The following is a 12,676-nucleotide window of genomic DNA, read 5'->3' as shown; positions in this document are numbered from 1 at the left end:
GGTCGCGAGGCGAAGCCGAAGCGGGTGAGGGCCTGTCTTGGATCACGAAACCCCCTCACCCGGCGCTACGCGCCGACCTCTCCCCACTGGGGAGAGGTGAAGAAAGGCTCGCGCGTCCGGAGCGCCCCATGGGCCTGATCTGGGAGATTTCGCTCGCCGAGTTCGGCTTCGTCACCTTGATCCTCGGCGGCGGCGCTGCGTGGCTTGCGGGGCGCGCGCTCGCTGGCTCGTGGGAGCCGGCCTGGAAGGCGGCTGTGTGGATGGTCCCGCTCGCCGCCGCCGTGCGCTTCATCCACTACGCGCTGTTCTCAGGCAGCCTGCTGACGCTGCATTATTTCGTCGTCGATCTCGTGATCCTCGTAGCCTTCGCGCTCGCCGGCCACCGCATGACGCTCGCCCGCCGCATGGCCCGCCAATATGGCTGGCTCTACGAGCGCGCCGGGCCGTTCGGCTGGCGGCGGCGCGACCGCGGAGGCGCGGCGTGACAGACGCGGCGCGACGCGCCAACAATGGCTTCTCGACAGCGCGCTCGAAGGGACACTCGGCATGAAACGACATCTCGGAACCGCCATCGGCCTCGGTCTCGCGGTGGCGCTCGCAGGGCCCGCCTATGCGGATGTCGTGGTCGGCGTCGCAGGCCCCATGACGGGCGAGAACGCCGTGTTCGGCGGCCAGATCCGCAACGGCGTCGAGCAGGCGGTGGAGGACATCAACGCCGCCGGCGGCGTCAATGGCGAGAAGCTGGTGGTCAAGGTCGGCGACGACGCCTGCGACCCCAAGCAGGCCGTCAACGTCGCCAACCAGCTGGTCTCTGAAGGCGCCAAGGTGGTGATCGGCCACTACTGCTCGGGCTCGTCGATCCCGGCCTCCTCGGTCTACGCGGAGGAAGGCATCGTCGAGATCTCGCCGGCCTCCACCAACCCGGCCTTCACCGACAAGCGCCCCGGACCGACCATCTACCGCGTGTGCGGCCGCGACGACCAGCAGGGCGCCATCGGCGGCAAATATCTGCTCGACAACTTCAAGGACAAGAAGGTCGCGGTCGTCCACGACAAGTCCTCCTACGGCAAGGGCCTCGCCGACGAGACGCTGAAGACCTTCCGCGAAGGCGGCGGCAAGGAAGTCATGTATGAGGCGATCACCCCCGGCGAGAAGGACTATTCGGCGCTGGTCTCCAAGCTCAAGCAGGCCAATGTCGACGTCGTCTATTTCGGCGGCTACTACCAGCAGGCCGGCCTGATTGTGCGCCAGATGCGCGACCAGGGCCTGCAGGCCAAGCTGATGGGCGGCGACGCGCTGCAGTCGACCGAGTTCCTCGGCATCACCGGCAAGGGCGGCGAAGGCACCATGTTCACCTTCCCGCCGGACCAGACCAAGTCGCCGGCCGCCGGCGCGATCGTGCAGAAGTTCAAGGACAAGAAGATCGTCCCCGAAGGCTTCACGCTCTACAGCTACGCCGCGCTGCAGATCTGGGCCGCGGCCGCCAACGCCGCGAAGTCGGCCGAGGGCGAGGCCGTCTCGGCGGAGATGAACAAGCAGGACTTCAAGACCGTGATCGGCGACCTGAAGTTCGACGACAAGGGCGACCCGACCATCGCGGGCTTCGTGTTCTACGAGTTCAAGGACGGCGGCTACAGCCAGATGTGAGCCCCCTTACCCCTCCTCGCGGCGAAGCCGTGGGGAGGGTGGCCCTTCGCGCGAGCGAAGGGTCGGGTGGGGCCTTCGGGCATAGGGCTCCATCCTCGTCAGCCCGCCTTCGCGGGCATCCACGACTTCCTTCGCCGCCGAACCCACGACCCAAGTCGTGGATGCCCGGGTCAAGCCCGGGCATGACGGTTGAGGTTCAGGCCCCTCTTCCTGAACCCACCCCACCCGGCCGGGCTTCGCCCGTCCACCCTCCCCTCTGCGAGGGAGGGAAAGACAGGCTCACCCCAGCGTCGCCAGGCCCGGAAAGGTCTGCAGCAGCCAGAACGACACCGTCGAGGTCCAGCCGGCGAGGAACGCGATCCCGGTCAGCACCAGCAGGCCGCCCATCACCTTCTCGACCGTCCCAAGATGGCTGCGGAAGCGCTTGAGAAACCCCACAAAGGGCTTCATGGCGAGCGCCGCGATCACGAAGGGCAGACCGAGGCCTGCGGCGTAGACCGCGAGCAGCCCCGCGCCGCGGGCGACCGTCGCCTCCGAGGCCGCCACCGCCAGCACCGCGGCCAGCACCGGGCCGATGCAGGGCGTCCAGCCGAACGCGAAGGCGAGCCCCATCACATAGGCGCCCCACAGCCCGACCGGCTTTTCCACCTCGACCCGCGTATCGCGCATCAGGAACGGGATGCGGAAGGCGCCGAGGAAGTGCAGCCCCATCACGATGATGGCGAGCCCCGCGAGGGTCGCGAGCAGCGGCGCGTTCTGCAGCAGCAGCCCGCCGACTGCCGAGGCCGTCGCGCCGAGCGCGACGAACACGGTCGCAAACCCCGCGACGAACAGCAGCGCGGCGCCGAGCGTGCGCGCCACCGCCCGGCGCGGCGCGTCGCCGCCGATCAGGTCCTCGAGCGTGGCGCCTGCGAGGTAGCACAGATAGGGCGGCACCAGCGGCAGCACGCAGGGGCTCAGGAAGCTCAGGGCGCCGGCGCCGAAGACCGCCGGCAGCGTGACGTTGGACACCATGCGCCGCTCCCCGCGCCAGATTTTTACGCGGCGCGCGCGGGCGGCTTACCGCGGGGCGTGCGGCGATGGAAGCGCGCGCAAGGGGATGTGATGGCGCCGAGAGGCGCGCCTTGACGCTTACCCCGAAGCTGCGCCCGTGCTGAGATCGCGCCGCCCATAGCCCGAGGCTCCCGCGTGACCGATCCGCTCCCGACCTGGTTCGTGGTCTTCGCCTATGCGGACGCGCTCGCCTGCCCGGTGCTGGAGCAGCGCATCGCGGCCGGCGACCTAAAAGCGCTCGGCGCCCTGCTTGGCCAGGACGCTGGCGGCGATCCCGACCTTCAATGGGTCCACTGGCTGGACCCGCACGAGCTTGAGAGGCTGATCGCCGCGTTCGGCGTCAGTGCGACCTTCCGCGAGTACGACGCGGTCGGCGTCGCCCGCCCGAGCTCGATCCGCAACGCGCCCTACCTCGTCCACACTGGCTTCGAGCTGTTCCTGATGCTCGAGGGCCGCAAGCCCTTCGCGGCCTTCTTCAACGAGCATCCGAGCGACTGGGCGGAGGACTATCTTGCGCCATTCGAGCGAGAGGTCGCTGCGGGCCGGCTCTCCAGGCGGAGCGCCTATCAGCCGTTCCCGGAGCCTATGCCCAATCCGGCTGGCGCGCCCTCGCTGGGCGTGCGCCGCGCCTATTATGCGGCGCCCGGCGAGGAATGGCGCTTCGACGCCTATGACGCGATGCTCGCGCGGCTGAGGACGGAAGGCTGGAGCGCAGAGCTCGAGCGGCTCCAGGGGACCCTGCTCGGCTACGAGGACTGGCAGAACGACTGGTGGGCGGCGCAGCGCGCGGAGCTATGGCGACAGCGGGAAGCCCATGGCCATCTTCTATAGGCGGAGACGGAGCCGCTTAGCCCGTTCGAGGAAAGCTGACTCTCCACCCTCGAGAATTTCGCATACTTGCTTCCGGATTTCCTGGTTCTCGAGGCCGCCCGCAATGTAATTCATCGTCGGCAGAGCGCCCGGCTGATGATGCCCGGCTGTTGCAACAATTACCTGATCGGCGTCCGTGTTCACGACCAAATTTGCATTGTGCGTCACTATTATAATCTGGCGCCGAAGTTTAGTCTCGCGAAAACGCTCAACCAGTTCCTCGTACACCGACTTTGGATCAAGATTTTCTTCCGGCTGATCGATCACGAGCGGTCGGTCATCGTTACGATCGATGGACAGATACAACAGAAGCAGTACAATGCCACGAGTACCGGGCGAAAGCCGTTCGATCTCGACGCCGTCGTATTGAACACTGTAGCGAATGCGTATGTGGTCGAGGCTGTAGAGCCAAGCGGAGAGCTCTGCCGCCCATGCGCGGTATCGCTGAAGATTAGAGCGATCCTCCAAGGCTTCGGCAACAAAATCACGGTCATGTTCTGTTCTGAACTTCGCAAGCCCCGATGCAATGTCGTCGGCGCTGCCGGATTCCCAAATCGCCAGCAGCTTCGATTTGACAACATTTAGTAGGGCACCTTTGCCTTGAAAGGGCCCGGCCTTACGGGCGTCGAGCAGCTTCTCGCCGCGGGCCGCCCACCCCTCTACGTCTACAATACGGCGAACATTGAAGGTCAGCTTGCCGAGGGCACCGGGCTGACCAGCGATCTGCTCACCAAGTGGTTCGTATAGGCTTGCAAGTTCGGCGGCCTCGCCGATGATCGCGGCCACCGCCTTCTCGTAGCTGTCCGTGCGCTGCATCGCGAGCACTTTTACTTTGTCGTCGGCCGCTTCGGCCAGTTCTATGGAACGCCGCAACTTGGCAAGGCTGGCTTCGCTCTGGGTGATCTTCTCCGCAAGTCGACTGTAGCTTCGGGCGTTCTCCGTCGCGACCCCGACGACCCGCGTTAGGCGGGCAACTTCGGCATCGAGGTGACCGAGCGTTTGCTGGTCAAGCGCAACACCCTCAGCCAGCCGGGAGACCGTGAGATCAGCATCCGGAGGAAGTGGCGGAAGGGCCTCTCCGCGAAGTCCAGCCGTGCTCGTCTCGAGCTTCTTGATTGCGGCGTTGACCGTACCAGCGGGATCGCCCTTGAACTCGACTTCAAAAGTTCTCCAGTCTTCTTCTGGCAAGCCGGCTTCATTGTGAGCCTCCCTGAGGTCGCGTAGCATAGTAGGCAGGACGCTTTCCTTCCAAGAACGGATAGCATCGAGCAGTGACAGCAAGGTTTGGCGGCGGCGCTGCTGAGCCTGGATCAGGTTCCGGCGCGTGACCGCCGCCTCATCGACCCTTGCGAGAGTTTCAGACGCGGCCTTCGCACTTGCGTTACCACTGCTCACGAGTGCTTGACGGTCGCTCTTGTCCTTCGCCAGTGTTGCTTGGGCGGTGTCGCGCTGCTTCTTCAAACCTTCGAGCGTGTCTTTGCGCTGTCGCTCAACATTGATCTCGTTGGAAGTCTGGGCAATCGCCAGTTCTTGGCGTTGACGTTCAGCGCGCCAGCGTTCGGCACGCAGCGAGAGTAGCTCCCTGAAGTCGGCGGCCTCCATGCGATCTTCCTCGGGATGTGCTTGGAAGACAACCCGTTCGATTTCGGTAAGCAGTTCGTCGGTGACCCCTTCAGCGGAGCAAAGCCGATCCACAAATTGCTGCGACAAATAGCGTACTCGGGAGTCATCGAGAACGTCCTCCATCTCAACGGCCCGAAGGTCGTTGTACGTTTCACCGCCAAGCGCCCATTTCAGTGTAGCGCGGCCGGACCCGACGAGCTTGGCGGCTCGGTAGAGGAATGACTTCTTTGCTTCGTCGTCCTTGGATCGCCGGGCGGCGTAGGCTCCCGCAGCGATTATCTCAGCAAGCGCGGTTTTGCCCGAGCCGCGTGCGCCAATGATCGCAACTAGCCCTGCATTGAGGTCAATGGCTCCATTCGAAAACCACGACGCATTAGTCACAGTGACGCGCTCGATCACTTCGGACGATAGCGCCCCGGTAGGATGCGTCGGACCGACAAAGACACGCGCGTTTGGCTCGAGGACGACCTGCCTGAGGCTCTCGAAGGTGACATCGCCCTTAATCCAAGTATAGAGGTTCCTATCTGGCTTACCAACCCGGGCCAGACTGTGGGCATCGCTGCCGTGCAAGCACGGCTTGCGGCCTCCCCAGCCTAGAATGAGCTGCTCAAGGGTTGCCGCGCCAAGCCCAAGCCAGAAGTCGCGCAGTTTCTGCGATGAACCAAAGATGAAGTGCGCCGCCTTCTCGATCTCCTTCCGCATCGTCACCAGCGAAGCGTCGCCCTGTAAGCCCGCTGTCCCATCGCCTTCGCCAGCCGCCACTGCAACCAGGATGTTGCCTTGAGCCCACTCCGACTTATCGAAGGCTTCCCGGAGCTTTGAACGGCTGACTTTGAACTGATTAGCGCCCTCCCTTAGCGCGGCTTCCGGGGCGAGGTCCCGATCGCGCTTATAGTCCCGGCCCAATCGGATCAGTTCATCGCGGTCGCAAGCATAGGTTTCGCCGTATGCCTCGAAGGTCAGCTTCCGCATGAAGCTCTGCAGCTTCTCTAAGTGATCCCGCTCGTCCGGGCAGACGAGGAGATGAAAGTTGATGACGCCATCAGAGGACGTGCCCATCTCAAAGCGCATTTCGACATTGGGGAAAATCAGCTCGACCTCTTGGAGCCGCCCAGCACTCTTATAAGCGACCACCTGCTCATAGAGCCCGTAGCTGTAGTAGTCAGTGATGCCAAGAGCGCGAATGCGTGGGGATGACTGCTCGATCGCTAACAGGTATGGCTCCCAAGCATTCTGGCCGAAATTGTCCGCCAAAATGGTGCCTGGAGCGTGGATGTGTGGGTCCCAGCGATGCCAGATCGAGCCACGTCGATTCTTTTTGTCGCCCAATTTAAGCCCTCAAGTACATATCAAGAGCAGAACCGCGGCACAGCAGCATCAACTGACGCGCCCCACCCAAACGCCCAATACTACCCCGCTGTTTGAATAATGCAAATCGGCCTCCTGATTATAGGGGATCGCCGTTGGCGAAAGGCGTTCAGCGCCGAAAAAGTCTTCGCCGCCTCGCCGCGGTAGCGGCAAGCGATCCATCCTTAAGCTCGATGGAACCGCGCCTTTCGATAAAGCGCACCATTGCAGACGAAGAATGGAAAACCGCTTCTGAGATTAAATTCCTTGACACCCCTCCCCATCCGTGTTCCACTCCCCTCGTCCTTCCCCGTGCGGGGAGGCGTGTCCGGACCGGCCGGCCATGCGGGGGAGGAGCGGCGCCTGCGGCGGGGAGCACCGGAGCTTTCCGTCCCGGGACGTCGGCTGCGGGCCCCGAAAGCCCAGGCGTCCGCGCCTGAGTTTTTTTCGGGGCTATGACCGCCCGCCCCGCACTATGACGGGGCCGCGCCGTCGAGCGCCTTAAGGCGCGGGATGGGTTTTGGCGAGGCGACGGCCCGAAAGGGACGCCGCGGAGCCCAAAGCCCGCAATGGGACCGACCCCGCGAGGGGCTGCGGGCCGCCCGCGACCGGAGCGCGGTTCCGCAGCCGTCGCCAAATCGCCGCCGCGCGGGACGCCGGGCGACCGGTTCGCCGCTGAACTACGGCATGACAGGTGGCCCGGCGTTCCGCGCCTTCCCTGCGCTGTTTGATTTTTCGGCCATGACCCAACCGCGCCCCCCGCGGCGCCTCCGCGCGCCTGCAGGACGGGACGCGCCTTCACCTCTCCCCGGCCGGGGAGAGGTCGCGAGGCGAAGCCGAAGCGGCTGAGGGCCTGTCTTCAACTGGAAGTCCCCTCACCCGGCGCTGCGCGCCGACCTCTCCCCGGCCGGGGAGAGGTGAAGAGGGGCGCGGTGGCCGCCGGGCTGGCGGCGCGCCGCCCTTGCCGCTCGATGGCGCGGCGCGCTACAAGGCGCGCGACCCTTCCGACATCCGTCCGCGGCGCCCAGTGGCGCTCGCGCGAGAATTCCAGGCGAGCTCTTCCAGCCCATGGCCCAGCGCGAATTCATCTACCACATGGCCGGCGTCTCCAAGGCCTTCGGCCCCAAGAAGACGCTCGACAACATCCATCTCAGCTTCTACCCGGACGCCAAGATCGGCATTCTGGGCGTCAACGGCGCCGGCAAGTCGACCCTGCTGAAGATCATGGCGGGGATCGACAAGGAATACACCGGCGAGGCCTGGGCCGCGAAAGGCGCGCGCGTCGGCTATCTGGCGCAGGAGCCGCAGCTCGACCCGAACAAGACGGTGCGCGAGAACGTCATGGACGGGGTGGCGGCGAAGACCGCGATCCTCGAGCGCTACAACGAGCTCGCCATGAACTATTCGGACGAGACCGCCGACGAGATGACGGAACTGCAGGACCGCATCGAGGCGCTCGGCCTGTGGGATCTGGACTCGAAGGTCGACCTCGCGATGGAGGCGCTCGGCTGCCCGCCGGACGACTGGAACGTCGAAAAACTCTCGGGCGGCGAGAAGCGCCGCGTCGCGCTCTGCAAGCTGCTGCTCGAGGAGCCCGATCTGCTGCTGCTCGACGAGCCCACCAACCACCTCGACGCCGAGACGGTGAACTGGCTCGAAAACCACCTGCGGAACTACAAGGGCGCGATCCTGATCGTAACCCATGACCGCTACTTCCTCGACAACGTCACCAGCTGGATCCTCGAGATCGACCGCGGCCGCGGCATTCCCTACGAGGGCAACTACTCCTCCTGGCTGGTGCAGAAGCAGAAGCGCATGGAGCAGGAGGGCCGCGTCGAGGAGGCGCTGCAGCGCACGCTCAAGCGCGAGCAGGAGTGGATGGGCAACAGCCCGAAGGCGCGTCAGGCCAAGAACAAGGCCCGCATCCAGCGCTATGACGAGCTCGTCGCCAAGGCCTCCGAGGGCGGCCCGACGACCGCGCAGATCGTCATCCCGATCGCCGAGCGGCTCGGCGCCAATGTCGTCGAGTTCGAAAACCTGTCGAAGGGCTTTGGCGACAAGCTGCTGATCGAGGACCTGACCTTCAAGCTGCCGCCCGGCGGCATCGTCGGCGTGATCGGCCCGAACGGCGCCGGCAAGACCACGCTGTTCCGCATGATCACCGGCCAGGACAAGCCCGACTCAGGGTCGATCAAGGTCGGCGAGACGGTGCAGCTCGGCTATGTCGACCAGTCGCGCGACGCGCTCGACGCCTCGAAGAACGTCTGGGAGGAGATCTCCGGCGGGACGGACGTGATCCATCTCGGCAAGCGCGAGGTGAACTCCCGCGCCTATGTGGCGGCGTTCAACTTCAAGGGCGCGGCCCAGCAGAAGAAGGTCGGCGATCTTTCGGGCGGCGAGCGCAACCGCGTGCACCTCGCCAAGATGCTGAAGTCCGGCGCCAACGTGCTGCTGCTCGACGAGCCGACCAACGACCTCGACATCGACACGCTGCGCGCGCTCGAAGAGGCGCTCGAGGATTATGCGGGCTGCGCCGTGATCATCAGCCATGACCGCATGTTCCTCGACCGCATCGCCACCCACATGCTGGCCTTCGAGGGCGACAGCCATGTCGAGTGGTTCGAGGGCAACTTCCAGGACTACGAGGAAGACAAGAAGCGCCGCCTCGGCCCCGACGCCGTGGAGCCCAAGCGCATCAAATACCGCCAGTTCGCGCGGTGACGCCGTGATGGAGGACTGGTCGGCCGCGACCTACCTCCGTTTCGAGAACGAACGCACGCGCCCGGCAGCCGATCTGCTGGCGCGCGTGCCGCTGGAGCGCGCCGGCCTCGTGGTCGATCTCGGCTGCGGGCCCGGCAACTCGACCGAACTGCTGGCGGCGCGCTTTCCGGAGGCTGAGCTCGTCGGGGTCGATTCCTCGCCCGACATGCTGGCCGCCGCGGCCGAGCGCCTGCAGGCGGCGCGCTTCGTCGAGGCCGACGTCGCCAGCTGGACGCCCGCCGCGCGGCCGGACCTGATCTTCGCCAACGCCGTGCTGCAGTGGCTGCCGGACCACGAGACGCTGTTGCCGCGGCTCATCCGCAGCCTCGCGCCGGGCGGCGCGCTCGCGATCCAGATGCCGGACAATCTGTCGGAACCGTCGCATGTCGCGATGGCGGAGGCCGCGCGGGACCCCGCCTGGGCCGCCCGCATCGCCAACGCCGGCGGGGCGCGGACGAAGATCCTGTCGGCGGAGGGCTATTACGACCTGCTGGCGCCGGACGCAGCCGCCGTCGACGTGTGGCGGACGACCTATCTGCATCCGCTCGATGGCGCGGAGGCGATCGCCGATTGGTGCCGGGCCACCGGGCTGCGGCCCTATCTTGATCCGCTCGACGCCGCGGAGCGGGCGCGCTTCCTGCAGATCTACACGGACCGGCTGCGGGCGTTCTATCCCGAGCACGCCAACGGCAAGGCGCTGCTGCGGTTCCCGCGTCTGTTCATCGTCGCGATACGGCGCTAGGCGCGTTCCGTGGCGGACGAGAAGCCGATCGCGATCGCGCCGGCTCGCACCCTGCGGGCGGAGCTTGTGGCCGTGTTGGCCGGCGCCGACGAGGAAAGCTTCGAGACCACGCCGGTCGACGCGCTCGACCTTCGGCTCGACGGCCTGGCGGGCGACCGGCACGCCGGCTTCACGCGGCGCGCCGGCCCGCGCGAGCCGTGGCATCCACGCGGCGCGGAAATTCGGTCGGGCCGGCAGATCTCGATCGTGTCGACTGAGGAACTGGAGGAGATCGGCCGGGCCATGGGCCTCTCTGCGATTGCGCCCGGCTGGATCGGCGCGAATCTGCAGCTCGCCGGACTTCCTCGCCTGTCCTTCCTTCCGACCGGAACCCGGCTGTTCTTCGAAGGCGGCGCGGCGCTCGTCGTGGAGGCCCAGAATGCGCCGTGCCGGCACGCCGGGCGCGCGATCGCTCGCCACACCGAACGGCCGGGCGACGAGCTGACTTTCCCGAAGGCCGCGCGCCGCCTGCGCGGAGTCGTGGCCTCGGTCGAGCGCGCTGGAAAAATCCTCCCCGGCACGGAGGTTCGCGTGCGGCTGCCGGAGCAGTGGATCTATTAGCGGGCCGCGGCGCCGATCTCCCGTTGCGCCCGCGCCGCAAAACATATAAAGACATCTTTATGTCTTTTTCCGCCGCCCGATCGGCCTCTCTCAGTCTGGATTCGGCGCTTGCCGCGCTTCGCGCGGCCGGGGAGCCGACCCGGCTGCGCGTGCTCGCGCTTCTTGCCGAAGGCGAGCTTTCGGTGTCGGACCTGACCGAGATCCTCGGCCAGAGCCAGCCGCGCATTTCGCGCCACCTGAAGCTTCTGGTGGAGGCGGGATTGGTGGAGCGGCATCGGGAGGGCGCCTGGGCGTTCTTCGGGCTCGCCGAGCCGCCGCAAGGCGGGTCGGCGCTGCGCGCTGCGCTCTCAGTCCTCGACGCGAACGACCCGGCGCTGGAGCGGGACCGGCAGAGGCTTTCGGAAGTGCGCGCCGCGCGCAACGAGGCCGCCGCCCGCTACTTCAGCGCGAATGCGACGCGCTGGAACGAGGTGCGCAGCCTGCAGGTCGCCGAAGCCGCGGTCGAGCGGGCGATCATGGAGGCGCTCGGGGAGACCCGCGTCGAGGCCGCGCTCGACCTCGGCACCGGAACCGGCCGCATGCTCGAACTGCTCAGCCCGCGCGTGGGCCGCGCCGTCGGCATCGACTCGAACCGCGAGATGCTCGCGCTCGCCCGCGCCAATCTGCTGCGCGCCGGAGTGTCGAACGCGCAGGTCCGCCAAGGCGACCTCTTCGCCTTGCCGGTGGCGGCGAACTCGTTCGATCTCGTGGTCGTGCACCAGGTGCTTCACTTCCTCGACGACGGCGCCCGCGCCGTTCGAGAGGCCGCGCGGACGTTGCGGCCAGGCGGTCGGCTGCTGATCGTCGATTTCGCCCCTCATGGCATCGAGGCGCTGCGCGAAGTCCACGCGCATCGCCGGCTCGGTTTCGCAGCCGAGACGATCTCGGCGTGGCTGTCGAGCGCGGGGCTCGATCTCGTGAGCCAGCGCAGCCTGCCCCCGCCCGATCAAGCGTCCGACAATCTCACCGTGTCGCTCTGGCTGGCGCGCGATCCACGCGTCGTCTCCGACGCCCATCCCGCCTCGAGTCTGGAGGTCGCCTGATGCCGAACAAGCGTCTGTCCCGCTCCGGCCGCCGGCCGATCCGCGTGTCCTTCGAGTTCTTCCCGCCCAAGACTCCGGAGATGGAGGATTCGCTCTGGCGCGCGGTGCAGCGCCTCGCGCCGCTTGGGCCGAACTTCATGTCCGTGACCTATGGCGCGGGCGGCTCGACCCGCGAGCGCACGCACGCGACGGTCGCGCGCATGGTCAAGGAGACCGACATTCCGCCGGCCGCCCACCTGACCTGCGTCTCGGCCACGCGCGAAGAGGTGGACGCTGTCGTCGACAGCTATCGTGAGGCCGGCGTGCGCCACATCGTGGCGCTGCGCGGCGATCCTGCCGGCGGCGTGGGCGCGAAATTCGAGGCGCACCCGGGCGGCTACGGCTCGACGGCCGAGCTCGTCTCCGGCATCCGCTCCCGGGCCCCCGAGATCGAGCTCTCCGTCTCGGCCTATCCGGAACGGCATCCGGAGAGCCCGAGCGAGGAAGCCGATTTCGACGTCCTCAAGGCCAAGGTCGACGCCGGAGCGAACCGGGCGATCACCCAGTTCTTCTTCGATAACGCGCACTATCTGCGCTATGTCGACAAGGCTCGGGCGCGCGGCATCCACATCCCGATCGTCCCCGGCATCGTGCCGGTCTCGAACTTCAGGCAGACCGCCAACTTCGCCACGAGGGCCGGCGCCAGCATTCCGGACTGGTTCGCTGCGCGGTTCGAAGGCCTTGAAGACGATCCGCAGACACGCCAGCTGATCGCGGCCTCGGTCGCCGCCGAGCAGGTTCTCGACCTGGTCGATCACGGGATCAACGATTTCCATTTCTACACGATGAACAAGGCCGATCTGGTCTACGCGATCTGCCACCTGCTGGGCCTGAGGCCCACGACCGAGGCCGCGAAGCCTGCAGCTGCAGCCTGAAGCAGCGCGACCTTGTCCGAACTTCCCTCGAAAGGAGG

Annotated in this window: 10 protein-coding genes; 8 read left to right on the top strand and 2 right to left on the bottom strand. The window is 66.5% G+C overall.

All coding sequences use genetic code 11. From position 1 onward, the window contains the following. Positions 1-128 precede the first annotated feature (128 nt). A complete protein-coding gene (locus VM780_RS06790) occupies positions 129-485 on the top strand; it encodes a DUF6867 family protein (RefSeq protein ID WP_325446429.1) in 357 nt (118 codons plus the stop codon). 61 nt (positions 486-546) lie between these two features. After that, positions 547-1,647: a branched-chain amino acid ABC transporter substrate-binding protein gene (locus VM780_RS06785; RefSeq protein ID WP_325446427.1), complete on the top strand. Its 1,101-nt coding sequence runs from the start codon at positions 547-549 to the stop codon at positions 1,645-1,647. Between the two features lie 279 nt (positions 1,648-1,926). Here the strand turns inward: VM780_RS06785 and VM780_RS06780 are convergent, their stop codons facing one another. Next, positions 1,927-2,661: a cytochrome c biogenesis CcdA family protein gene (locus VM780_RS06780; protein ID WP_325446425.1), complete on the bottom strand. Its 735-nt coding sequence runs from the start codon at positions 2,659-2,661 to the stop codon at positions 1,927-1,929. Between the two features lie 174 nt (positions 2,662-2,835). Between VM780_RS06780 and VM780_RS06775 the strand changes: the two genes are divergently transcribed. Beyond that, on the top strand, positions 2,836-3,531 hold the full coding sequence (locus tag VM780_RS06775; RefSeq protein WP_325446423.1) for a hypothetical protein: 696 nt from the start codon (positions 2,836-2,838) through the stop codon (positions 3,529-3,531). Here VM780_RS06775 and VM780_RS06770 read toward each other — a convergent pair. Next, positions 3,526-6,522, bottom strand: a complete 2,997-nt coding sequence (locus tag VM780_RS06770; RefSeq protein WP_325446421.1) for a TrlF family AAA-like ATPase — start codon at positions 6,520-6,522, stop codon at positions 3,526-3,528. The genes VM780_RS06775 and VM780_RS06770 overlap by 6 nt on opposite strands. Before the next feature lie 1,086 nt (positions 6,523-7,608). Here VM780_RS06770 and ettA point away from each other — a divergent pair. From ettA to metF, 5 genes are read left to right on the top strand one after another with little or no spacing between them, the layout of a single operon-like run. Then, positions 7,609-9,261 (top strand): energy-dependent translational throttle protein EttA, encoded by a 1,653-nt coding sequence (gene ettA / locus VM780_RS06765; RefSeq protein ID WP_325446419.1) that lies wholly within the window; start codon positions 7,609-7,611, stop codon positions 9,259-9,261. Between the two features lie 7 nt (positions 9,262-9,268). Continuing rightward, positions 9,269-10,042 (top strand): trans-aconitate 2-methyltransferase, encoded by a 774-nt coding sequence (tam, locus tag VM780_RS06760; RefSeq protein WP_325446417.1) that lies wholly within the window; start codon positions 9,269-9,271, stop codon positions 10,040-10,042. A 9-nt stretch (positions 10,043-10,051) separates the two neighbouring features. Further along, a complete protein-coding gene (locus VM780_RS06755) occupies positions 10,052-10,642 on the top strand; it encodes an MOSC domain-containing protein (RefSeq protein WP_325446415.1) in 591 nt (196 codons plus the stop codon). A 59-nt stretch (positions 10,643-10,701) separates the two neighbouring features. Beyond that, a complete protein-coding gene (locus VM780_RS06750; RefSeq protein ID WP_325446413.1) occupies positions 10,702-11,724 on the top strand; it encodes a metalloregulator ArsR/SmtB family transcription factor in 1,023 nt (340 codons plus the stop codon). Then, positions 11,724-12,638, top strand: coding sequence for a methylenetetrahydrofolate reductase [NAD(P)H] (gene metF / locus VM780_RS06745; protein ID WP_325446411.1), 915 nt, complete (start codon positions 11,724-11,726; stop codon positions 12,636-12,638). Before VM780_RS06750 ends, metF begins: the two co-directional genes overlap by 1 nt. Positions 12,639-12,676: the final 38 nt, after the last annotated feature.

Source organism: Hansschlegelia sp. (assembly GCF_035538955.1).
Lineage (GTDB): Bacteria > Pseudomonadota > Alphaproteobacteria > Rhizobiales > Methylopilaceae > Methylopila.
The sequence above is the reverse complement of the archived record's forward strand: the minus strand, read 5'-3'. Positions and strand labels throughout refer to the sequence as shown.

Bases quoted from the DNA above. Each gene is read 5' to 3' on its own strand.
- VM780_RS06780 (WP_325446425.1), bottom strand. From the start codon at position 2,661: ATGGTGTCCAACGTCACGCTGCCGGCGGTCTTCGGCGCCGGCGCCCTG.
- VM780_RS06790 (WP_325446429.1), top strand. From the start codon at position 129: ATGGGCCTGATCTGGGAGATTTCGCTCGCCGAGTTCGGCTTCGTCACC.
- VM780_RS06785 (WP_325446427.1), top strand. From the start codon at position 547: ATGAAACGACATCTCGGAACCGCCATCGGCCTCGGTCTCGCGGTGGCG.
- metF (WP_325446411.1), top strand. From the start codon at position 11,724: ATGCCGAACAAGCGTCTGTCCCGCTCCGGCCGCCGGCCGATCCGCGTG.
- tam (WP_325446417.1), top strand. From the start codon at position 9,269: ATGGAGGACTGGTCGGCCGCGACCTACCTCCGTTTCGAGAACGAACGC.
- VM780_RS06750 (WP_325446413.1), top strand. From the start codon at position 10,702: ATGTCTTTTTCCGCCGCCCGATCGGCCTCTCTCAGTCTGGATTCGGCG.
- ettA (WP_325446419.1), top strand. From the start codon at position 7,609: ATGGCCCAGCGCGAATTCATCTACCACATGGCCGGCGTCTCCAAGGCC.